Annotated in this window: 18 protein-coding genes; 9 read left to right on the forward strand and 9 right to left on the reverse strand. The window is 72.8% G+C overall.

The window, feature by feature from the left end:
* Both ACBR40_RS02255 and ACBR40_RS02260 read right to left on the reverse strand, forming a co-directional pair.
* Positions 1-789, reverse strand: coding sequence for an ABC transporter permease (locus ACBR40_RS02255; protein ID WP_371247173.1), 789 nt, complete (start codon positions 787-789; stop codon positions 1-3).
* Positions 782-1,513 carry an ABC-2 family transporter protein gene (locus ACBR40_RS02260; RefSeq protein ID WP_344219081.1) on the reverse strand — a complete coding sequence of 244 codons (732 nt, stop codon included), beginning with the start codon at positions 1,511-1,513 and terminating at the stop codon, positions 782-784. The genes ACBR40_RS02255 and ACBR40_RS02260 overlap by 8 nt, the downstream gene beginning before the upstream one ends.
* Before the next feature lie 323 nt (positions 1,514-1,836).
* Between ACBR40_RS02260 and ACBR40_RS02265 the strand changes: the two genes are divergently transcribed.
* The 3 genes from ACBR40_RS02265 (at position 1,837) to ACBR40_RS02275 (ending at position 5,513) form a co-directional block, all read left to right on the forward strand.
* Positions 1,837-2,778, forward strand: coding sequence for an alpha/beta hydrolase (locus ACBR40_RS02265; protein WP_344219079.1), 942 nt, complete (start codon positions 1,837-1,839; stop codon positions 2,776-2,778).
* A gap of 91 nt (positions 2,779-2,869) precedes the next feature.
* Positions 2,870-3,706: a siderophore-interacting protein gene (locus ACBR40_RS02270; protein ID WP_371247174.1), complete on the forward strand. Its 837-nt coding sequence runs from the start codon at positions 2,870-2,872 to the stop codon at positions 3,704-3,706.
* A gap of 181 nt (positions 3,707-3,887) precedes the next feature.
* Positions 3,888-5,513 carry a protein kinase gene (locus tag ACBR40_RS02275; RefSeq protein WP_371247175.1) on the forward strand — a complete coding sequence of 542 codons (1,626 nt, stop codon included), beginning with the start codon at positions 3,888-3,890 and terminating at the stop codon, positions 5,511-5,513.
* Positions 5,514-5,591: 78 nt separating this feature from the next.
* Here the strand turns inward: ACBR40_RS02275 and ACBR40_RS02280 are convergent, their stop codons facing one another.
* From ACBR40_RS02280 to ACBR40_RS02300, 5 genes are read right to left on the reverse strand one after another with little or no spacing between them, the layout of a single operon-like run.
* Entirely contained in the window at positions 5,592-8,216 is a 2,625-nt protein-coding gene (locus tag ACBR40_RS02280) for a sugar-binding protein (RefSeq protein WP_371247176.1), read from the reverse strand.
* A gap of 16 nt (positions 8,217-8,232) precedes the next feature.
* Complete coding sequence (locus tag ACBR40_RS02285; protein WP_344219071.1) at positions 8,233-9,033, reverse strand: carbohydrate ABC transporter permease; 801 nt, start codon at positions 9,031-9,033, stop codon at positions 8,233-8,235.
* On the reverse strand, positions 9,030-9,926 hold the full coding sequence (locus tag ACBR40_RS02290) for a carbohydrate ABC transporter permease (RefSeq protein ID WP_371247178.1): 897 nt from the start codon (positions 9,924-9,926) through the stop codon (positions 9,030-9,032). Before ACBR40_RS02290 ends, ACBR40_RS02285 begins: the two co-directional genes overlap by 4 nt.
* Positions 9,926-11,314, reverse strand: a complete 1,389-nt coding sequence (locus ACBR40_RS02295) for an extracellular solute-binding protein (RefSeq protein WP_371247179.1) — start codon at positions 11,312-11,314, stop codon at positions 9,926-9,928. The genes ACBR40_RS02290 and ACBR40_RS02295 overlap by 1 nt, the downstream gene beginning before the upstream one ends.
* 2 nt (positions 11,315-11,316) lie before the next feature.
* Positions 11,317-12,585 carry a carbohydrate kinase family protein gene (locus ACBR40_RS02300; protein WP_344219065.1) on the reverse strand — a complete coding sequence of 423 codons (1,269 nt, stop codon included), beginning with the start codon at positions 12,583-12,585 and terminating at the stop codon, positions 11,317-11,319.
* Positions 12,586-12,738: 153 nt separating this feature from the next.
* Between ACBR40_RS02300 and ACBR40_RS02305 the strand changes: the two genes are divergently transcribed.
* The 3 genes from ACBR40_RS02305 (at position 12,739) to ACBR40_RS02315 (ending at position 15,745) form a co-directional block, all read left to right on the forward strand.
* Positions 12,739-13,497: a DeoR/GlpR family DNA-binding transcription regulator gene (locus ACBR40_RS02305; RefSeq protein WP_344219063.1), complete on the forward strand. Its 759-nt coding sequence runs from the start codon at positions 12,739-12,741 to the stop codon at positions 13,495-13,497.
* A 16-nt stretch (positions 13,498-13,513) separates the two neighbouring features.
* Positions 13,514-14,860, forward strand: coding sequence for a 6-phospho-beta-glucosidase (locus ACBR40_RS02310; RefSeq protein WP_371247181.1), 1,347 nt, complete (start codon positions 13,514-13,516; stop codon positions 14,858-14,860).
* A gap of 288 nt (positions 14,861-15,148) precedes the next feature.
* On the forward strand, positions 15,149-15,745 hold the full coding sequence (locus ACBR40_RS02315; RefSeq protein ID WP_371247182.1) for a restriction endonuclease: 597 nt from the start codon (positions 15,149-15,151) through the stop codon (positions 15,743-15,745).
* A gap of 110 nt (positions 15,746-15,855) precedes the next feature.
* On the opposite strand, the gene aceA is transcribed toward ACBR40_RS02315, so the two are convergent.
* Positions 15,856-17,139: an isocitrate lyase gene (gene aceA / locus ACBR40_RS02320; protein WP_344219057.1), complete on the reverse strand. Its 1,284-nt coding sequence runs from the start codon at positions 17,137-17,139 to the stop codon at positions 15,856-15,858.
* 248 nt (positions 17,140-17,387) lie between these two features.
* Here aceA and ACBR40_RS02325 point away from each other — a divergent pair, with 248 nt between their 5' ends.
* From ACBR40_RS02325 to ACBR40_RS02335, 3 genes are all read left to right on the forward strand, one after another.
* Entirely contained in the window at positions 17,388-18,860 is a 1,473-nt protein-coding gene (locus tag ACBR40_RS02325; protein ID WP_371247183.1) for a helix-turn-helix domain-containing protein, read from the forward strand.
* A gap of 42 nt (positions 18,861-18,902) precedes the next feature.
* Positions 18,903-19,850 (forward strand): glucosyl-3-phosphoglycerate synthase, encoded by a 948-nt coding sequence (locus tag ACBR40_RS02330; protein ID WP_344219055.1) that lies wholly within the window; start codon positions 18,903-18,905, stop codon positions 19,848-19,850.
* 61 nt (positions 19,851-19,911) lie between these two features.
* The gene (locus tag ACBR40_RS02335; protein WP_344219053.1) at positions 19,912-21,120 is read left to right on the forward strand and encodes an acyl-CoA dehydrogenase family protein; all 1,209 of its coding nucleotides are present in this window, start codon (positions 19,912-19,914) and stop codon (positions 21,118-21,120) included.
* A 645-nt stretch (positions 21,121-21,765) separates the two neighbouring features.
* Here ACBR40_RS02335 and ACBR40_RS02340 read toward each other — a convergent pair.
* Positions 21,766-22,629 carry a transporter substrate-binding domain-containing protein gene (locus tag ACBR40_RS02340; RefSeq protein ID WP_371247184.1) on the reverse strand — a complete coding sequence of 288 codons (864 nt, stop codon included), beginning with the start codon at positions 22,627-22,629 and terminating at the stop codon, positions 21,766-21,768.
* Positions 22,630-22,643 lie beyond the last annotated feature (14 nt).

Here is a 22,643-nt window from a genome sequence, read left to right on the forward strand (position 1 = left end):
TCAACTCCCGGTGGATCGGTAGTGCCTGACGCCCCGCCGCCAGGCCAGCGCGGCCAGCAGGGCGAGGGCCGGCGCGGCGACCGGCCCGAGGAAACGCATGAACTCCGGCGTGCCGAACGGGTCGTCGCGGCCCAGCACGTACAGGCCGGGCTGCCAGTTGACGAAGGCGAGCGGCAGCACGTACGTGACGCCGCGCACCAGGTCGCGCCCGTAGATGGCGAGGGGGTACTGGGTGAGCTGGTGGCCGCCGTAGGTGAAGGCGTTGACCACCTCGGGGGCGTCGGTCAGCGCGAACTGGGCCGCCCCGGCCAGCGTCCACAACGAGGTGAAGACGACGAGCCCCGTGGCCGTCATCACCGGCAGCATCCACAGCCGGCCGGGATCGATGTCGAGCGCCGCGACCGCCCAGACGAGCACCACGGCGGCCTGGACGACCCGGCCGACGCGGCTGGGGGTGAAGCGGTCGGTGGCGAGTTGCAGCCAGGCGCCCGCCGGCCGGATGAGGAAGGTGTCGAGGGTGCCGTCCTTGATGTGCCGGCTCACCCGGTCGAGGTTGCTGACGAACAGGTCGCACAGCGTGAACGGCAGGCTTGCCGCCCCGTAGAGGAACAGCACCTCCTCTCGGGAGAAGCCGGCGAGGCTGGTGGTGTTGGCGAAGACGACGAGGATGACGCCGAGGTCCATGGCGGCCACGGCCAGGCTGAGCACGGTCATCAGCCAGAACGAGACGGGATAGGCGGCTGCGGCCCGCGTCCACGTCCAGGCCAGCAGGAAATAGGTCCTAACCACCCTGGATCACCACCTTGTGGCGGATCGCCCGGGTGGCCAGGGCGCCGAGCCCGAGCAGCACGGCCGCCCAGAACGCCTGGAAGGCCAGGGACGGCAGGACGGGCGCGGTCCCGAGATAGAGGTCGGTGGGCACCTGGACCATGGCCGCCCACGGCAGCGCGGCGGCGAGGTCGCCGAGCGCGCCGGGGAAGATGTGCAGGGGCAGCATCATGCCGGAGAAGAACGTGCTGAGCACCAGCGACAGCACGGCCACCCCACGGTCGTCGACGAGCCAGCAGACCGACAGCGCGACCAGGTAGCGCCAGCCGAAGCTGACCACGATCGCGAGCACGAGGCCGGCCAGGAACGCCGCCCACTGGCCGGCCGTGGCGGGCAGCGTGATCCCGAACACCGCCGCGCCGACCGCCATCGGCGGCAGGCCGCGCACCAGGAGCAGGTAGGCGGCCCGGCCGGTGTCCTCGGCCAGCGTCCAGAGCTGCAGCGGGGCGGGGCGGACCAGGTCGAGCGCGATGTCGCCGCTGCGGATGCGCTCGGGCAGGCCGAGGCCGCCGCCGAAGAGCTGCATCGGGGCGATGAGCGCCTGGGTGACGAAGCAGTAGGTGACGGCGTCGGTGAGGTCGTATCCGGCCAGGCCGGGGCGGGCCTGCCAGAGGGCGATGAGGATGTAGGCGCGCAGGATGCCGAACACGCTGTTGGTGAAAGCTCCGGCGAGGGCGGCCCACACGTAGGTGGCGTGCTTGCGGAAGCCGTACCGGACGAGCCGGGCATAGAGCGGGAAGGTCTCGCACCTCCGAAGTGTGACGGCACGGTGACGAACCGTGTCCGGGCCCGCGCACGGGCCTGCCGATGGGAAAGCAGGGCATTATCCGTCGGTGGCCCGCGAGCCCGCAACGGATTTAACACGCTCTCGCCCTCGGAAATATTTAGGAAATATCCGGGTAAGAAATGAGATACCTACTGGCCGGTAGCGAGGGCCGTATCCGGGGGAATGAGACCTGTCGGAGGGTCGTTATGCGGATCAACGGGGATGTGGTACCCGAATACCCCTTGAGCTGGCAGGCCCGCGCGCTGACCGGAGTCATGTGGGGCACGCTGAAGCCGGCGTCCACGCTCCTCATGCGTCATCCGCTCGCGCTGGCCGGCGCCGCCCGCGTCGGCGAGCTCGCCCGGCTGGTGCAGGCGCCACAGCCGGCGCACGTGTCGATCGTGCCGGCCGCCTTCTCCGACTGCGGCGGCGAGTGGGTGCGCGGCGGTGAGGAGCTGGAGGAGAACAAGGTGCTGCTGTACTTCCACGGCGGCGGCTACTTCTCGTGCTCGCCGCGTACCCATCGCTCCATCACCTGGCGGCTGTCGGTGGTGGCCAGGCGTCCCGTGCTGGCGCTCGACTACCGGCAGGGGCCGGTGCACAAGCTGGCCGACTCGCTGGCCGACGCCCTCGACGCCTACGAGTGCCTGCTGCGGCGCGGCCACGCCCCCGAGAACGTCATCGTCGCGGGCGACTCCGCCGGCGGGCACCTGACGCTGGCCACGCTGCTGGCGCTGCGCGACCGGGGCCTGCCGCTGCCCGCCGCCGCCGTCTGCATGTCGCCGTGGACCGACCTCACCGACATCCCGCGCCGCGCCAACCGCTGGCAGGACCCGCTGCTGCCGGCCAGCCGGGTACGGTGGCTGGCCCGCCGCTGGACCGACGGGCTCGACCCCCGCGACCCGCTGGTCTCGCCGGTGCTCGGCGACTTCACCGGGCTGCCGCCGCTCATGATCATGACCGGCTCCACCGAGGTGCTGCGCGACGAGGGGCGGCGGGTGGCCGAGGCGGCGCGCCGCGCCGGGGTCCCCGTCCGGTACGAGGAGTGGCGGCGCATGCCGCACGTCTTCCCGATCCTCGCCGACGTGCTGCCCGAGGCCAGGATGGCCTTCCGGCACATCGCCAGGTTCCTCGCCGCGGCGGGAGCCAGGCCGGCGGTGCGGGATGACGAGGCGGCGGCCTGAGCGTTGCCTGAATGAGGGGTCTTCCTGGCCCCGTTCGCCCGGCAGCGTGTAAGGTTAGGTATACCTTACCTGCGTCAGGGGGCAGTGACATATGGCTGACAGGCCCGTGGACCACCACCGGGGGATCGTCCAGCGGACCGAGCGGCTCTCGCCGCACATGGTCCGCGTCGTGGTCGGGGGCGACGGGCTGGCGGACTTCGCGACCTCCGGCCTCACCGACCACTACGTCAAGATCGTCTTCCCGCACGAGGGCGTCGAGTACCCCCGCCCGTTCAGCGTGAAGGCGTGCAGGGAGACCATGCCGCGCGAGGTGTGGCCGCGCCTGCGCACCTACACCGTGCGCGCCTGGGACCCCGACGCGCTGGAGCTGACGCTCGACTTCGTGGTCCACGGCGACGAGGGCCTGGCCGGCCCCTGGGCCGAGCGGGCCGCGCCCGGCGACGAGGTGTTCCTGCTGGGGCCGGGCGGCGGCTACGCGCCCTCCCCGGAGGCGGGCTGGCACCTCATGGTGGGCGACGAGAGCGCGCTGCCCGCCATCGCCGCCTCGCTGGAGGCACTGAGGGACGGGACGCTCGCGTACGTGCTCATCGAGGTGGAGGGGCCGCAGGACGAGCTGAAGCTCGGCACGGCGGCCGAGGCGCACATCACCTGGCTCTACCGGGGCGACCGCCCCGTGGGGGAGCGGCTGGTCACGGCCGTCCGCGAGCTGGAGTTCCCGGACGGGGACGTGCACGCGTTCGTCCACGGCGAGGCCGGCTTCGTCAAGGAGCTGCGCCGCCACCTGCGCGTCGAGCGCGGCATCCCGCTGGAGCGGCTGTCGATCTCCGGTTACTGGCGGCGCGGCGTGGACGACGAGGCCTGGCGCGAGGTCAAGCGCGACTGGAACAGGAAGGTCGAGGCCGAGGAGGCCGCGGCCCTCGCGAGCTGACGCCCCTCCCCGGGGCCGGGGAACACCAGCCTCACCCGCAGCTTCCGGCCCTTCCCTTCCTCACCTGCGGGGAATGACCGCCTTACCTCCAATACCGCTTAAGTAAGACATGCGGACAGCCTCCGCGGATGCGGCCACAGTGTGCCTTGGCCGTGTTCCAGACAGGAGAGGCGAAATCCGGATGGCGCGTGGTGAGAGCGGCATGCCTCCCGGCGTGCGGCCCCTGGCGGCGGGCGACCCGGTCGTCATCGGCCGGTATCCGCTCCTCGGCCGTCTCGGGGCGGGCGGGATGGGAGTCGTCTACCTGGCCGAGCATCCTCGGGGCGGCCTCGTCGCGCTCAAGACGCCGCACGCGGCGCACCTCCACGATGCCACGCTGCTGGCCCGCTTCGCCGAAGAAGTCGCCTTCTCACGCAGATTGGTGCCGTTCTGCACCGCCGCCGTGCTGGAGGACGGCGCCGACCACGAGCGGCCGTACCTCGTCACCGAGTACATTCCGGGGCCCGCGCTCTCGCAGGTCGTCCTCGCCACCGGACCCCTCGCGCCCGGCCTCGCCTACGGCGTCGCACTGGGGGCGGCGGCCGGTCTGGTGGCCGTGCACGAGGCGGGGTTCGTCCACCGCGACCTCAAGCCCGCCAACGTGCTGCTGTCGCCGCGCGGGCCGCGCGTGATCGACTTCGGCATCGCCCGCGACGTCACCGGCGAACGCGGCGCGGACGCCCACACCCAGGCCGGGCAGGTCATGGGCAGCCCCGGCTGGGTCGCGCCCGAACGGCTGACCGGCGGGGACGCCCTCCCGGCGGCCGACGTGTTCGCGTGGGGGTGCGTGGTGGCGTTCGCCGCGTCCGGGCACCACCCGTACGGGAGCGGCCACGGGGGCGACGAGACGGAGGCGATCACCCGGCGCATCCTCTTCGAGCCGCCCCGGCTGGACCGCCTGCCCGTCCTGCTGCGGCCCGCCGTGGAAGCGGCGCTGGCCAAGGAGCCCGGCCGGCGGCCCGACGCCGCGGAACTGCTGCGGGCGCTGCTGGCGGCGGGCGGGGTCGGCGTTCCGTGGGATCTGCGGCAGGCGGTGGAGGGGGTGCTCGGCCGGATCTGGACTCCGGTGCCGTACCCGGTGGGCGACCACCCACCGTCGGGGGAGCCGGCCGTGTCGCCGGCGGTGTCATCCGGGCAGCCGGCGAGCGCGGTGGCGTCCGGGCCGGGGGACGGGCGTCGCCGGGGGCGGGCGGGGGCTCAGCTGTCGCACGCGACCTTCGCCGCCCTCGCCACCGTCTCGATCGCGGCGGTCACCGTCATCGCCGCCGCGTCCGGTTCCGGGCAGGACGTGGAAGGCGGGTCCGTCGCGCCGCCGCCCGCCGTGGTGCCGCAGTCCAGCGCCGACTCCACCCTGCGTCCCCCCGCCACCCGCACCGGCGGTCCGTCGCCGCCCGGCCGCGCGGGCACCCCGAGGACGGTCCCGGCCGTCGCCACCCCCGCCGTCGAGCGCCCTTCCGGCAGGACCCCCACCGTGTACGTCACCCGCACCCGCACGGCGGCCACCGTCGCCGTCGTCACCCCGGCCCCGAACCGGGAGGACACCTCCCGGCCGCCCACCGCCGGCGAACCCGGCGACCCCGATCCGGGCGGCCCCGATCCGGGCGAGTGCGCGAACCCGGCGAGCCGGCGGCGCGGCGACGCGGCGGCCCGCCGCGACTGCCCGCGCCCGACCGCCTCGATCACCACGATCCCCCAGGACGGCCCCGGCGAGTCCCCGGACCCGTCCACGTCGGCCCAGCCGACGCCGACGGCCACGGGAAGCTCCTGACCGGGCCGGACGGGGGGCACGGGTGCCGGCCGGACCAACTGGCGGGCGGCCGGCACCCGCGTGCCCCCTACGCGCGGGTCAGCGTACGCGGGCCCGGGACGCCGAGGCGCCGCCGCGCGAGGACTCCCAGCCGGCGACCACGGCGGGATCGGCGGCGAGGGCCCGGGTCAGCGGGACCTTCACCGTCGTCGTGCCCCGGCGCGGCACGGCGGTGACCGCCGAACCCGCCGTGCCCCGCGCGTCCCGTACGAACAGGTGGGCCTTGCCCGGCCCCGCCGCCCGGAACGTCACCGTGACCGCGCTCCCGGCCCGGACCGCCGTGACCACCTGCCCGGCGACAGCCGCCGCGGGGCCGCCGGCCGGTGGCACGTTCACGCGGACCGCCTGCTCCAGCGACTGCGGCGAGTCCAGGCTGGACAGCGCCGTGTCCGGGATGACCGGTTCGGGGGCCGGCCGCTCGGTGCTCCGGTAGCCCGCCAGCGAGGCCACGCCCCACCGGTACGGGTCGCCCTGCACGCCGCCCCACGTCGACCAGCCGATCCGGGTCTGCCCGGTCTTGTCCTGGGTGTCGGAGTCGTACACCAGGATGTTGAGCCCGAGGTGCTGCGGATCCACCGAGCCGGGCAGCAGCTCCAGCGGGATCGCGGCCTCCACCGTGTACTCACCGGGGGAGACCTTGGACGCGATCCGCATCCCGGTGGCCGGGCCCTGCCGGTTGTCGGCGTCGCGCAGCGCGCACGGCGGCCCCTCGGCGGTCACCGGCAGCACCGCCGCCTTGAACGTCGTGGAGGTGTTCTCCGACGTGCCGCGCGGGTCGAGCGCGATCTCCACCGCGTCGGTGCGCCAGTGCCGCTTGCAGTCGGCGGCGGCCAGCCGGGTGCCGAGCACGTCGTCCTTGACCCGGACCGCCACGTACAGCGTGTCCTCGTGCCAGGCCAGCCGGGCCGTGGCCGAGCAGTCGGCCGCCGACGAGCACGCCGTGCCCTCCCACAGCCGGGAGACGTCGATCGCGGGCCCCGGGTAGCCGGAGTCGTCCCCGTCCACGTCGAGCCCGGCGCCGGCCTGCGGGATCGTGGCCGCCGGCACCAGCTCCAGCGCGGGCCGGCCGGTGACCACACCGTCCACGGTGACGGTGTAGGCGTAGTCGCCGCCCTCGTTGGACGTCTTCAGCGCGGCGTCGGTGTTCGTGACCGTGAACGGCACCGTCGCCGACGCGCCCGGCGCCAGCTCGGGATAGGCCGCCTCGGCCCGGTCGGCGGCGAAGCCCGCGGGCAGGTCCACGCGCACGGTGCCGGTGCGCGGCGCGTCGCCGACGTTCGTCACCACGACGCCGACCTGCCGCGAGCCGCCCGACGGCAGCGTCAGCACCGGCGTCACCAGGCCGCGCAGCTGCGGCACGCCGACGTCTGCGGTCCACTTCTCGTACTGGGCGATCTGCGGGAGGAGCTGCTGCCGGCCGCGTACGGCGGGGCTCGCCTCGACCTGCCGGTCGGTCCAGCCGCGGCCCCGCTCGGTGGTCAGCACCGCGCCGACCCGCGCCCGGCCCGCCGCCCCCGCCGGCGTGACGGTGAACCGCGCCGTCGCCGCCCGCCCGGGGGTGATCCGGCCGAGGTCGCCGGAGCCGGAGGCGGTCCAGCCCTCGGGGAGGCGCAGCGCGGCCGACGAGCGGCCCAGCGGCTCGCGGGCGGTCACCGAGACCTCGACGGCGAACGGCGTCCCAGGGCGGACGTCGAACGCGCCGGTACGCAGCGACAGCCCGGTGCCGAGCGGCACGGACCCCGCCGGGCGGGTCAGCACGCCGTCCAGGATCGCCGTGGGCGCCGCCGCGGCCGTGGTGCCCGGCTCGGGGAACGGCACCCGCGCGTCCACCTGGGTGAAGAAGTCGCAGCCGAGCTGTGCGGGGTCGGCGGGAACGTCGGGGAAGACGGCCCAGCCCTGGGAGGCGTAGACGCGCTGGGAGTCGCGCTCGATGGCCGCCCACGTCCGGCCGCCGCCGGAGGTCCGCCCGCTCCACACGCCGTACACGTTCTGCGCCGGGTTCGCCGGGCGGAAGGTCGCCCCGCAGGACGGCCCTGCCTGCGAGGTGCCGCGCCCGCCGCCGGTCAGCAGCCGGGCCGGCGCGAACGGCTTCAGCCCCTCCCGCGTGAGCTGCTCGGGGAACGCCTTCGGGTCGGCCGCCGCGTAGAACGCCTCGATCGCCAGCCTGGCCGCCTGCTGGTGGTTGCCGTGGTTGCCGGGCGTCGGCGCCGGGTCCATGGTCAGCAGGATCTCCGGCCGGGTCTGCCGGACGACCCTGACGACCTTCTCCAGCGTGTCGCCGCCCCAGACCTGGTCGGTCAATGGGGCGCTCACCGTGTAGTAGAAGTCGACGTCGTCCAGGTTGAACACCTCGCGCACGCCGGCCCCGCCGACGGCCGCGCGCTCCTCGGCCTCGCGCAGCAGCCCCAGCGCGGGCCCCTCCTCGGGGCCGACGGCGTTGCCGCCGCCCTCGCCCCGCGTGACGGTGACCACGCCCGTGCGGACGCGGTGGTCCTCGTTCCACTGGCCGAGCGTGGACAGGCTGAACGCCTCGTCGTCGGGATGCGCGCCGACGAACAGCGCGTCGAGGTCCACGGGCGCGGCCGGGGCGGCCGCCGCCGCTTGGGAGGGCAGGGCGGCGGCTCCCGGGACGAGCAGCAGAAGGGCGGACAGGATCAATCGCATGGCGCCTCCGGAGGATCTACTCGCGAACCGCCCCCTGGAGCAGCCCGCGGACGAAGTGTCGCTGGAGGAACAGGTAGAAGATCACGACCGGCGTCGCCACGATCACCGACCCGGCCGCGAGCAGGGTGAAGCCCGAGGTGTGCTGGCCCTGGAAGAACGCCAGGCCGAGCGGCGCCGTACGCAGCGACTCGCTGGTCACCATGATCAGCGGGATGAGGAACTCGTTCCACGTCCACATGAAGACCAGCACCGTCAGCGTCACCACCGCCGGCCGCGCCGGCGGCACCAGCACCTGCCACAGGATGCGCCACGTCGAGGCCCCGTCGATGCGCGCCGCCTCCACGATCGCCCGGTTCGAGGCGCGGAAGTAGGCCCGCATCCAGAACGTGCCGAACGCCACCGAGAGCGCCACCTGCGGCAACGCCACCGACCAGAACGTGTCGATCAGCCCGAGCGAGCGCAGGTCGAAGTAGAGCGGCACCGCGACGGCCTCGCTCGGCATCATGATCCCGAGCATGAACAGGTAGAACAGCGCCGACTGCCCGCGAAAGCGCATCGTGCCGAACGCGTACCCGCTCATGACCGACAGCACGACGCTGACCACCACGACGAACGCCGACACCGCGATGCTCGTACGCAGGTACGTCCCGAACCGGCCCACCTCCCAGGCCGCCGCGAAGTTCGCCGCCCCCGCCGTCCCGCCGCTGTCGGACGGCCCCAGCGCCGCCCCCAGGATCGTCACGATCGGCAGCAGCGCGAACACCGCGAACACCGACAGGATGACGTAGTTGGCCACCCGCTCCCCGCGCGAGATCACGTGAGCCCCCTGTCGGCGAACCGGTTGATCCCGAACGAGATCATGAAGATGAGCAGCGCCAGCGTCACCCCGACGGCCGCCGCCGAGCCCACCTGGCCGAGCCCGAAGGCCCGGTGGTAGACCTCGTACGACGGCACCGTCGTGGACGTGCCGGGACCGCCCCGCGTCGTCACGTACACCAGGTCGAACGTGCGCAGCGCGGCGATCACCGTGAGCGTGAGGGCGACCGCGATCTCGCCGCGCACCGACGGCAGCGTCACGGCGAAGAACTCCCTGACCGCGCCGGCCCCGTCGAGCCGCGCGGCCTCGTACAGGTCGGGCGGCACCCGGCTCATGCCGGACAGCAGCAGCACGGTCACCAGCCCCGTCTCGACCCACGTGCCGACCACCCCGACGGCGGGCAGCGCGAAGGTGTAGTCGCCGAGCCAGCCCCGCGTCAGCGAGTCCAGCCCGAGCGCGCCGAGCAGGCCGTTGAGGGTGCCGTCGGGCGCGTAGACGCGCCGCCACGCCACCGCCACCACGACCATCGCCACCACCTGCGGCAGGAACACCACCGTGCGGAAGAAGCCGAGCCCGCGCACCTTGGCGTGGTTGAGCACCGCCGCCAGCGCCAGGCCGATGGCGAGCGGGATCAGCGCGTAGAACACGACGAGCACCAGCGCGTGCCCGAAGGCGGCGCGCAGCCCCTCGTCGGCCACGATGGCGGCGTAGTTGTCCAGGCCCGCCCACCTGCCCACGGACAGCCCGTCCCAGTCGTAGAGGGAGAACTGCACCGCCCGCCCGATCGGGAACAGCAGGAACGCCGCGTAGATCACGAACGCCGGCAGCAGGTAGAGGTAGGCGACGCGCCGGGGCTCGCCCGGAGGCCGCCCCGCCGCCCTCCGCCGTGCCATCAGTTGCTCTCGGCGAAGGTCTTGTAGTCCTTCTCCAGGGTGGCCAGGAACTCCTGCGGGCTCGCCTTCCCGGCGAGCAGGTCCTGCAGAGCCGCGCCGAGAGTGTCGGCAAAGGTCGGGGTCGCGTAGTCGAGGTAGGGGACCAGCCCGTCCTTCTCCGTGACGGTGCCGAAGGCGGTGAAGACGTCCTGCTGCGGCCCCGCCTTGACGCTCTGCTCCCCGGTCTCGGCGACCGGCAGGTTGCCGGTCGAGGTGAGCACCTTCATGGCGTCCGCGCTGGTGATGAAGTCGACGTACGCGGCCGCCGCGTCCGGGTGGGGGCTCTTGGCGGTGATGGCGAAGGGCAGCCCGGTGCCTCCCGTCGCGACCGGCGCGGCGTCGGCGGTGACGCCCGGCGGCAGCATGAAGCCGAGGTCGTCGCCGAGCGCCTTCTCCAGGTCGGCGAGCAGCCAGGTGCCCGCGACGAGGAAGACGCCCTCGCCCTTGCCGAACGCCTGCCAGGCGGGGTCGTAGCCCTGGCCGTTGAAGCCCTTGGCGAAGTAGCCCTTGTCGACCCAGCCGACGAGCTGCTCGGCGGCGGCGGTGTTCTCGGGCGTGGTCCAGGAGGCGCCCTTGCGGCCGAAGGCGAGCGCGGAGATCTGCTCCGCGGGCACGTGCCGGCCCTGGACGGTGCCGAAGACGTGGATGGCGGGCCACTTGTCGAGGTTGCCGAGCTGCAGGGGCACCTCGCCGGCGGTCTTGGCGGTGCCGAGCGCGGTCTCGAAGTCGGCCCACGTCTTCGGCGGCCGCAGCCCGAGCTTGGTGAGCTTGGCCTTGTTGTAGAAGACGCCGACGACCTCGCCGACCTGGGGGAGGCCGTACAGGTTGCCCTCGCCGAAGAGCTTGCCGTCGGCGCTGTAGCGGGAGTAGCGCAGGACGGACTCGGGGTAGCGCTGCTTCCAGCCGTAGGCGTCGGCGTAGGCGTCGAGCGGGAGGAGCTGGCCGGCCTTGACGAACGCGCCCATGGAGGAGCGGCCGTTGTTGGCCTCGACGACGTCCGGGGGCTCGTTGCCGCTGAGGGCGAGGCGGAGGGTGGTGTTGAGGTCGTCGAAGGAGCGGGACACCCGGTTGAGCTTGATGTTGGGGTATTTGGCCTGGAAGGCGTCGTTGAGCTGCTTCATCTGCGCCGCCTGCCCGCCGCGGACCTCCTGGTCCCACACGGTGAGCGTGACGTCGCCGAGGGCGGCGGCGTCGGTGCGCACGGCGGACGGGGCCGCCGGGCTCTGCGGGGCGGGCGGCGCGGAGGATCCGGGTGCGCACGCGGTCAGGGCGAGGGCGGCGGCGGCGAGCAGTGCGATCGCCGGGGTGCGGCCCGTCCGTCGCGCCGTCCGTCGCGTCGTGGACGTCATGGTTACTCCTTCTGCGCGGGCACGCGGGAGGTGCCGGGGTCCCCGTCGTCGTGCGCGGGGCCACCCCCGTGCGAGTCGTCCCGCGGACCCTCTTTCCTGGATCCGGCGTCCGTCACCGGGGTGGCCTCGCCGCCCGGCTGGGGCTGGGGGGCGACGCCGACGTCGGCGTAGCGGGCGATGGTGGCGGCGGCGCGGCGTACCGCGCCGACCGGGTCGGTGGGCACCAGCCGGTCCAGGAAGGCGTAGCGGCGGGCGAGCGAGCTGCCGTAGGCGCCGCTGTGGGGGGCCGTGGCGCGTACCTCGTGCCACCAGTCGGCGATGTCGCCCCAGCCGGGGGCGGCGAGCGAGCCGCCGAACTGCTGCACGGCGAGGGCCGCGCACACCTGGGCGAAGGCGACGCGGTCGGTGAGCGGCCAGCCGCAGAGGGTGCCGAGCACGAAGCCCGCGCCGAACACGTCGCCGGCGCCCGTGGGGTCGAGCGCGTTGACCCGCGGCGCGGGCACGAACGCCTCCTCGCCGGTGGTGGAGTCGATGGCCATCGCGCCGTTGGCGCCGTCGGTCACCACGGCGACCGGCACGTGGTCGGCGATGGCGTAGAGCGCGTCGCGCGGGGTGTCGGTGCGGGTGTAGGCCATGGCCTCGACGGCGTTCGGCATGAAGGTGTGGCAGATCGACAGCTGCTCCAGCACCCCGGAGGACCAGGAGCCGGACGGGTCCCAGCCGACGTCGGCGAAGATCAGCGCGCCGTCGCGGTGCGCCAGCTCGGCCCAGTTGCACGCGCTGCCGGGGGTGCCGAGCGGCTCGTCCTCGGAGAGGGTGACGATCACGGCCTTGGAGCGGGGCGGCTTGCCGATCATCTCGGAGGCGGACATGGGGGAGGGGTGGCCGTGGGTGACCATGCTGCGGTCGCGGTCGACGGCCATGGAGACGGTGACCGGCGAGTGCCAGTGCTCGAAGCGGCGCGACCTCGACAGGTCGACCGACTCCTGCTCCTCCAGCGTGCGCCAGCAGAAGTCGCCGTAGTCGTCGTCGCCGAAGGCCGCGGCCAGGGAGGTGCGCAGGCCGAGGCGGCTGGTGGCGATGGCGAGGTTGGCGATGCCGCCGGGGCACGAGCCCATGCCGTCGGCCCAGATCTCGGTGCCGGCGGCGGGCATGGCGGGCAGCCCGGTGAAGATGATGTCCAGGAAGACCGTGCCCGCCAGGAACACGTCGAACTGCGGGCTGCCGGGGGTGCGTTCGCCGGCGAGAGGGTCGTACGCCTGAACAGTCACGGGAATGAGGCCTCCTCGACACGCCGCGATGTGCGCAATCTTGCACGTTTACCCGCACACTTCAAGCCCTCCGTGCGAACGATGACACCAAATGCGTACGAAATGCTTACTTGGTGCTTACTGTTGGGCGGAAATGACTGATAAGGTGACGCCGTGCTCCAGCGCCTCCGGCATGCCGAGATCATGCGCCGCGTCCGGCTCTCAGGCGCCACCAGCGTCCGCGATCTCGCCAGCCAGCTCGGCGTGAGCCCGTCCACCATCCGCAGGGACCTCGAGGTGCTCGACCGCGACGGCACGCTGCGCCGCGTCCGCGGCGGCGCTCTCCCCAGCCTGGACGCCGACGCCGACCGGCCCTTCGCCGAGGTCGCCGAGGTCGACGGGCAGGACAAGGAGGCCGTGGCGGCCCGCGCGGCCGAGCTGGTCCGCGACGGCGACGTGGTGCTGCTCGACATCGGCACCACCACCGCGTGCCTGGCCCGGCGGCTGCGCGGGCGGCGGGTGACGGTCGTCACCTCCAGCCTCGCCGTGCTCGACGCGCTGCGCTGCGACCCCGAGGTCGAGCTGCTGCTGCTCGGCGGCATGGTCCGGCGTCCCTACCACTCGCTGGTCGGGGTGCTCACCGAGGCCGCGCTGAAGCAGGTGGTGGCCGACCGGGTTTTCCTGGGCGCCAGCGGCGTGCGCCCCGACGGGCAGCTCGTCGACACCACGCTCGCCGAGGTGCCGCTCAAGCGGGCCATGATCGCCGCGGCGGGGCAGGTGCTGCTGCTGGTCGACCGGCACAAGTTCCCCGGGACGGGCGCCCTGCGCGTGTGCGGGCCCGAGGACGTCGACGTGGTCGTCACGAACGCCGGGGCCGATCCGGCCACGCTGCGCAGCCTGACGGCCGCGGGCGCCGAGGTGCTGCTCGCTTGAGGGTGAGGGAGTTCGTATGAGACTGGCCGTGATCGGGGGCGGCGGCTTCCGCGTGCCGCTCGTGTACGGCGCGCTGCTGCGCGACCGGGCCAAGCCGCGGGTCGAGGAGATCGTGCTCCATGACGTCTCCGCCGACCGGCTGGCGGTCGTCGCCCACGTGCTGCGTCAGCTCGCCGCAGGGCACGACGACCCGCCCGCGGTGCGCGTCACCACCTCGCTCGACGAGGCGCTGCGCGGGGCCGACTTCGTCTTCTCCGCGATGCGGGTCGGCGGCCTGGCCGGGCGCACCGCGGACGAGCGGGTCGCGCTGGAGCTGGGGCTGCTCGGCCAGGAGACCACCGGTCCCGGCGGCATCGCCTACGGCCTGCGCACCGTGCCGGTCGCCGTGCGGATGGCCGAGCGGGTCGCCGAGCTGGCGCCGCGCGCCTGGGTCATCAACTTCACCAACCCGGCCGGCATGATCACCGAGGCGATGCGGACTGTGCTCGGCGAACGGGTGATCGGCATCTGCGACTCGCCGATCGGCCTGATCCGCCGCGCCGCCGCCGCGCTCGGGCTCGACCCGGCCCGCGTGGAGCCCGACTACGTGGGGCTCAACCACCTGGGCTGGCTGCGCGGGCTCGGCCACGACGGCCAGGACGTGCTGCCCGGCCTGCTCGCCGACGAGACGGCGCTGCGCCAGGTCGAGGAGGCCCGGCTGTTCGGGCCCGGCTGGGTGCGCACGCTCGGCGCCCTGCCGAACGAATACCTCTATTACTACTACTTCACCCGCGAGGCGATCGCCGCCAGCCGGGGCCGCACCCGGGGCGAGAGCCTGCTGGACGGGCAGGAGGCCTTCTACGCCGCCGTCCAGGCCGATCCCGGTCAGGCGCTGGCCGAGTGGCGGCGGGCGCGCAGGGAGCGCGACGAGTCGTACATGGCCGACGTCCGCGACACGGCCGAGGCGGGCGAGCGCGATGCGGCCGACCTGGAGGCGGGCGGCTACGAGGGCATCGCGCTCGCGCTGATGGCCGCGCTGTCGCGCGGCGAGCCGGCCACGATGATCCTCAACGTGCGCAACGGCTCGGCCGTCCCCGGCCTGCCCGCCGAGGCGGTCGTGGAGGTCCCGTGCGCGGTGGGCGGCGCGGGCGTGCGCCCGCTGGCCACCCGCCCGCTGCCGGGCCGCTTCCTGGGGCTGTTGCAGCAGGTCAAGGCGGTCGAGCAGACCGCCATCGAGGCAGCGCTGAGCGGGTCGGCCGAGCTGGCCGTGGCGGCGTTCGCCCTGCATCCGCTGGTCGACTCGGTCTCCACGGCCCGCGCCCTGCTCGACGGCTACCGCGCCCGCGTCCCGGAGCTGGCGCGGGTCGTGCCGGGCGCGGTCTGAGCCCCGGATTCTGTCGGTCCCGCCGCGCATACTGGCCTTCGGCATCGCTCCGAGGGAGGCGCCATGGCGAGAGGCTCTCGAAAGCGCACCGGCGGCCGGAGCGCCGGGCGGCGGGCCACTGCGGCCTCCCGGCGGCGGGAGGCTGCGAGGTCCCGGCAGCCGCGGGGCGCCGCGACCTCCCGGCGGCGGCGGGATGTCGCGGCCTTCCGGCGGTCGGGTGGCGCTGGGGCCCTCCGGCGGTGGTGGGGTGCCGCGGCCTTTCGGCGGCGGCGGCGGAACGCCGCGGCGGTGACGGTCGCGGCGGCCGGTGGCGGCGTGGTCTGGTTCGCGGCCGAGCACCCTGGGTGGGCGGCGGGCATCGCGGGCCTGCTCGTGGTGCTGTTCGTCGGCGGGCTGATCCTGCGGCACCGCGCGATCGAGGCGGGACGGCGGCGGTTCCTCGCCGCCAACGCCGAGCTGGAGAAGGTCGATCTGATGTCGGGCCCGGAGTTCGAGCACCTGGTCGCCGAGCGGATGATCGCCGAGGGGTTCCGCCAGGTCCGCGAGTGCGGCGGCAGAGGCGACTTCGGGGTGGACATCACGGCCGTCGCCCCCGGTCACGGCCGTTACGCCGTCCAGTGCAAGCGCTACGCCGGGTCGGTGGGCGCGCCGGAGGTGCGCAACTTCCTGGGCGCGCTCGCCAACACCTTCGCCGGGCACACCGGCGTGCTCGTCACCTCCGGCCGCCTCACCCGGCAGGCCAGGGAGGAGGCGCTGGGCGCGCGGGAGCCACTGATCCTGGTCGAGCGCGACCCGCTGGCCGACTGGCTGGTCGGCGCGGCGCCGCTGCTCCCGGCGCGGCGGGCGCGCCGCCCCGGCCCGCTGGCCGGCGAGGAGGCCATCTGACGTGCGGAAGGACATGGGTGGGCCGCGCCGGTGCTGGGGGGACCGGCGCGGCCCGTTTCGCCGGGGAACCGTCCCATGCCCTGGAGGTGGCCGGCGAGATCAGGGGTGCCCTAGTGGCCGAACTGCTCCTCCTCGGTCGAGCCCTTGAGCGCGGTGGTCGAGGAGTCGGGCGCCACGGCGGTGCTGACCAGGTCGAAGTAGCCGGTGCCCACCTCGCGCTGGTGCCGGGTGGCGGTGTAGCCGCGCCGCTCGGCGGCGAACTCGCGCTCCTGGAGCTCGACGTAGGCCGTCATGCCGTCGTTGGCGTACCCCTGGGCGAGGTCGAACATCGAGTAGTTCAGCGAGTGGAAGCCGGCGAGGGTGATGAACTGGAACTTGTACCCCATGTGGCCCAGCTCGCGCTGGAACTTGGCGATGGTCGAGTCGTCCAGGTGCTTCTTCCAGTTGAACGACGGCGAGCAGTTGTAGGCGAGCATCTGGTCGGGGTGCTCGGCCTTGATCGCCTCGGCGAACTCGCGGGCCACGTCCAGGTCGGGCGTGCCGGTCTCCATCCAGAGCAGGTCCGAGTACGGCGCGTACGCCAGGCCGCGCGCGATGCACGCCCGGATGCCGTTGCGGACCCGGTAGAAGCCCTCGGCGGTGCGCTCGCCGGTGGTGAACTCCTGGTCGCGCGGGTCCACGTCGCTGGTCAGGAGCGTCGCGGCCTGGGCGTCGGTCCGCGCGATGACCAGTGAGGGGACGCCGCAGACGTCGGCGGCGAGGCGGGCGGCGTTGAGCGTCTTGATGTGCTGCCCGGTCGGGATCAGCACCTTGCCGCCCAGGTGGCCGCACTTCTTCTCGGAGGCGAGCTGGTCCTCCCAGTGCACGCCCGCGGCGCCGGCCGCGATCATGCCCTTCATCAGCTCGAACGCGTTGAGCACGCCGCCGAAGCCGGCCTCGGCGTCGGCGACGATGGGCGCGAGCCAGTGCGGGGCCTCGACGCCCTCCGACCAGGTGATCTGGTCGGCGCGCAGCAGCGCGTTGTTGATGCGGCGCACCACGGCCGGCACGGAGTTGGCCGGGTACAGACTCTGGTCCGGGTACGTCTGCCCGCCGAGGTTCGCGTCCGCGGCGACCTGCCAGCCGGACAGGTAGATCGCCTTGAGGCCCGCCTTCACCTGCTGCACGGCCTGGTTGCCGGTCAGGGCGCCGAGCGCGTGGACGTAGTCCTCGGTGTGCAGGAGCTGCCACAGCCGCTCGGCGCCGAGCCGCGCCAGCGTGTGCTCCTCCTGGACGCTGCCGCGCAGCCGGATGACGTCCTCGGCGCTGTAGGTGCGCTCGATGCCCTCCCAGCGAGGGTCGTTGTCCCATTCGTCCTGCAGCTGCTGAGCAGCTCCCTTGAGGCGATCGATCATGGTCACTCCTTTTTCGTCCCCTGGGTGCCTGTGCCGAGTGTGTGCCCGGAAGGACACCGGCCAACAGGCGCAGTAGAGCAGAAGAATCGTGAAATTTTCCTCCTTGTCCATTACTGGCGGGTATTCAGTAGGGAAGAATTCGCGAGTTTTACCGTTGGCCTAGACCAATCCTGGGCGCGCTCGGACCGTCCTGTCCCGGCTGCCCGATGGGCTAGAAGATGAGCAGATTTTCTGTCTAAGATGCGTACATGGCCTCGTTGCTGGGCGAAGAACCGCTGTCTTTGACGCAGGAGCTCGATCTCATCGCGTTTGGCCAGCGCCTGCGTCACCTGCGCAAACAGCGCGGCCTGACGCTGTCGGACCTCGGTTCCCGGGTCAACCGCGCACCCAGTCAGCTCTCCCTGCTGGAGAACGGCAAACGTGAGCCGAAGCTCTCCTTGCTCAAATCGCTGGCCTCAGCGCTGGGCGTGCCCGTCGAGGAGCTGCTGCGCCGCCAGCCGCCCAACCGCCGCGCCCAGCTGGAGATCGCCCTGGAGGAGGCCCAGCGCGACCCCCTGTACGCGGGGCTCGGCCTGCCCCGGCTGAAGGTCTCCGCCCGCGTGCCCAACGACGTCCTGGAGCACGTGCTCGGCCTGTACGGCGAGCTGCGCGCCCGCCAGGCCCGCGGCACCGCCACCCCGGAGGAGGCCCGGGTGGCCAACGCCGAGCTGCGCCGCCGTCAGCGCGAGGTCGGCAACTACTTCCCCGAGATCGAGCAGGCCGCCGCCGAGGCCCTGGACGCCGTCGGCTACCGCAGCGGCGCGCTGTCGCAGAGCACGATCCAGAGCCTGGTCACGCACTTCGGCTACACCGTGCACACGGCCCAGGATCTGCCGCGATCGGTGCGTTCCATCACCGACATGCGCAACCGCCGCATCTACGTCAAGCACGAGCAGCTCGGCATGCACACCCCGCGCACGATCCTGCTCCAGACGCTCGGCCACCTGGCCCTCGGCCACGACAAGCCCCGCGACTTCGCCGACTTCCTGCGCCAGCGCACCGAGGCCAACTACTTCGCCGCCGCCGTGCTGGTGCCCGAGCGGGCCGCCGCGCTCTACCTCCAGGAGGCCAAGTCCGACCGGGCGCTGTCGGTCGAGGACCTGCGGGACGTCTTCGCGGTGTCGTACGAGATGGCCGCCCACCGCTTCACCAACCTCGCCACGCACCACCTCGGCCTCGTCTGCCACTTCGTGCGCAACGACGCGGGCGGCACCATCTACAAGGCGTACGAGAACGACGGCATCGTCTTCCCCGCCGACGAGCAGGGCGCGATCGAGGGGCAGCGGATGTGCCTGCAGTGGTCGGGGCGGCAGGTGTTCCTGTCGCCGGACCGCTTCTCGGTCTACTACCAGTACTCCGACTCGCCGACCGGCACGTACTTCTGCGTCGCGCACGTGGACCCCTCGCGCGAGCGGGACTTCGCGATCACGCTCGGGGTGCCGTACAAGGAGTCGCGGTGGTTCCGGGGGCGCGAGACCACCCACCGCACCAAGTCCGACTGCCCGAACGGCGAGTGCTGCCGGCGCCCGCCCGCCGAGCTGGCCGAGCGCTGGGAGGGCTACGCCTGGCCGTCGGCCCGCGCCAACTCCCACGTCCTCGCCGCGCTGCCGCCGGGGTCGTTCCCGGGCGTGGACGAGGCGGACGTCTACACCTTCCTGGAGCGCCACGCAAATGGTACATAACCCGACATAACGGGTATCGGGGGGTGGGGAGGAGGTGGTCGGATGCTGCCCGAAGTGCGCGGATGGCTGCGGCGCCGTACGTCGTCGGCCCGCGACTGGCCCGTCCGGGACCTGCTGGCCGCCAAGGGGACGACGACCGTCAGCGTGGTGCTCCCGGCCCGCGACGAACGCGCGACCGTCGGCGAGATCGTCGGGATCCTGCGCCGCGAACTGGACGGCCTCCTGGACGAGGTCGTCGTCATCGACTCCCGCTCCCGTGACGACACCGCCCGCGTCGCCGCGCGGGCGGGCGCCCGCGTGCACGCCCAGGACGACATCCTGCCCCACCTGCGCCCGCTCGACGGCAAGGGCGAGGCGCTGTGGAAGTCGCTCGCGGTCACCCGGGGCGACGTCGTGGTCTTCGCCGACGCCGACATCAGGCACTTCCGGGCCTCGCTCGTCGGCGGCGTGCTCGGCCCGCTGCTCACCGATCCGACCCTCGCCTACGTCAAGGGCTGCTACGACCGCCCGCTCGACGGCGCGCCGAACGGCGGCGGCCGGGTCACCGAGCTGGTGGCCCGCCCGCTCATCAACCTGCACTGGCCCGAGCTGGCCGGGTTCGTCCAGCCGCTGGCGGGCGAGTACGCCGGTCGTCGCTCCGTACTGGAGCGGGTGCCCTTCCTGACCGGCTACGGCGTCGAGCTCGGCCTGCTCATCGACCTGCTCGACCTGGCGGGGCTGGACGCCTTCGCCCAGGTGGACCTGGGCTCGCGCGAGCACGCGCCGCAGTCGACCGAGGCCCTGGGGGCGATGTCCTGCCAGATCATGCTGGCCGCCTGGTCCCGCCTGCGGCGCCAGGGCAAGATCCAGGCCTGGCACGAGCCGTCCTGCCTGCTGGCCCAGTTCCGGCGCGGGCTGACCGGCCACGACGTGACCAGCCGGGACATCGCCATCGCCGAACGCCCGCCCATGCTCACCCTTCCCGGCCGCCTTCCTGCCGGGGCCTACTGACCGGTAAGGTGTTACCACTGGTAACCCCCGGCAGCGGGGTCGGAAGGGGAGTGTGCGGCCCATGAGCGGGTTCTGCCCGGAGCTCAGCGACGACGTCAAGCAGGTACGCGACTGGGTGCACGAGTTCGCCCGCGACGTGATCCGCCCCGCGGGCGCCGACTGGGACGAGCGCGAGGAGACCCCCTGGCCGGTCATCCAGGAGGCCGCCAAGGCCGGCCTGTACTCCCTCGACTTCTTCGCCACCCAGTGGTTCGAGGAGAGCGGCCTCGGCCTGCCGGTCGCGTTCGAGGAGATCTTCTGGGGCGACGCCGGCATCGGCCTGTCCATCGTCGGCACCGGCCTGGCCGCCGCCGCCCTGTCTGCCAACGGCACCCCCGAGCAGATGGGGGAGTGGCTGCCGCAGATGTTCGGCACCGAGAACGACGTCAAGCTCGGCGCCTTCTGCGCCTCCGAGCCCGACGCCGGCTCCGACGTCGGCGCCATCCGCACCCGCGCCGTCCGCGACGGCGGCGACTGGATACTGAACGGCGTCAAGACCTGGGCCACGAACGGCGGCATCGCCAACGTCCACATCGTCGTCGCCGCGGTCGATCCCGCGCTCGGCACCCGCGGCCAGGCGTCCTTCATCATCCCGCCCGGCACGCCCGGCCTGTCCATGGGGCAGAAGTTCCGCAAGCACGGCATCCGCGCCTCGCACACCGCCGAGGTCGTCCTCGACGACGTCCGCGTACCCGGCTCCTGCCTGCTCGGCGGCGAGGAGAAGCTGGAGGCCCGGCTGGCCCGCGTCCGCAACGGCGAGCGCGCCGGCGAGCAGGCCGCGCTGCGCACCTTCGAGACCACCCGCCCGGCCGTGGCCGCCATGGCCGTCGGCATCGCCCGCGCCGCCTTCGAGTACGCCCGCGACTACGCCCGCGAGCGCGAGCAGTTCGGCCGCCGCATCGCCGAGAACCAGGCCGTCGCCTTCCTCCTCGCCGACATGGCCACCCGCGTCGACATCGCCCGCTTCATGACCTGGCGCGCCGCCTGGATGGCCCGCAACGGCCGGCGGTTCGAGCAGGCGGAGGGCTCGATGTCCAAACTCGTGGCCAGCGAGACGGCGGTGTGGGTGACGGAGCAGGCGATCCAGATCCTGGGCGGGGCCGGCTACACCCGCGAGCACCCGGTGGAGCGCTTCCACCGCGACGCCAAGATCTTTACGATCTTCGAGGGCACGTCGGAGATCCAACGCCTGATCATCGGCCGCGCCGTCACCGGCCTCCCGGTCCGGTGAACTCACCCTGCTCGATGCTCGGCGGTAGCTGCTGGCTGGAGAGCGCGGAGGGCCTCTGTTTCCCCAGAACCGTCCGCGCTCTCTCCCTGCCTCTCGGTACCTCGGGATGGCAGTGGACGGAGGGCGGTGGGCTCATGCCGTCGGTCCTGGGCAGGTACTGCGGCACGCACGGCTTTCGGGTCGGCCTTCTGGCGCTCTTGCTGACGACACCCCCCGTTCCTCGCCTCCCTCCTGGCTAAGCACGAGGTGCACTGCGAGCCTTTTGCGACTTGGTCGCGTTCATGCGGACGCTGCGGGACCAGCCTCGGGCGCTGCAGCGCGCCATCCAACTCCCGCCGAGCACAAGTCAGCCAAGCCGGGCGACGCCACGGCAAGAAAGAGAGGTCGCACCAAAAGTGGTGCGGGCCGATTTCCCGCTTGGACAAGTGGGCGTTGAGTCGGTCGTGGCCACGCTGGTGCAAGGGCGGCGACGAGATTGTTGTGGTCGCTCAGGACCCCGAACATGATGAATTGGGCGGGTCGGTGACGCTGTGGACGCAGCTCCGCGAGAACGCGTGCGCGGTGCGGACGTAGACGTCCGGTGCGGCCTGCCAGATGGGGCTCTCGCAGGACACGTCGCTGCTCCCGGCGACGCCGGGCGTCTTCCTACGGTTTGCAGGAGACCCTGCTGATGTCTGACGGGGCGGGCTTGAACCTTGTCTCGAAATCTTCCGGATATGCGTCCACGGCGCTCGTCAGGTGGGCCTTGAAATCGGTCGTCCACTGCTTCTTGACATAGTCGATGATGATGGTGGTGATCGCCTCACAGTCTGCTCCATGACCTCTTTCCATGGCGATGCCGTATTGCTGGATGGTGCCGAACGCGCCAGGAAAGATGATCTTGTATTTGCCGGGGCGGGCCTGCATGAAGCCGTGCAATATGATCTCGTCGTCGAACACGGCGTCGGCGAGCTTGTTCTCCAGTTTGTCCACGCACGCGTTGGTGGTGGGGGCGGGGTTGTCCAAGTTCGCGTCCTGGATCGTGACCTTGTGGCCGGTGGTGTCCTCGACGGCGCACACGACTTTTCCGGCGAGGTCCTCTCGGGTGTTCATGCTGTTGTCATCTGCTCTGACGAGCAGGGCTTGCGGGGTGGTCATGTAAGGGCCGGCGAAGTCGATGCCGTCGGCTTTGCGGTCGCTGGTGATGGAGAAGGTCGCGATGACGAGTTCGGCGTGCCCGTCCTTGAGGCTGGCGGCGCGATTGGCCACGGTGAGGATGGTGGCCGCGGTCGCCCGGCGGCTCGCCGGATCTTCGAGTGCCTTCATGACCTGGATGTCGAAGCCGCTCAGTTTCCCCGATGCGCCGCCGACGGCGAATCCCGGTGAGTCGTTCGTCACGCCTACCGCGATCGTCCCGGAGAGGAGCGAGGCGCCTTGTCCCGAGGACGGCGGGCACGTCAATCCGGAGCTGCACGCGAGCAGGGTCGACAGTGCCATGGCCGCGGCGAGCAGCCTGTAAATCCTACGCATGACCGGCTGATCCT

Origin of the sequence: Nonomuraea sp. AD125B, assembly GCF_041402765.1 — a bacterium.
Classification (GTDB): domain Bacteria; phylum Actinomycetota; class Actinomycetes; order Streptosporangiales; family Streptosporangiaceae; genus Nonomuraea; species Nonomuraea bangladeshensis.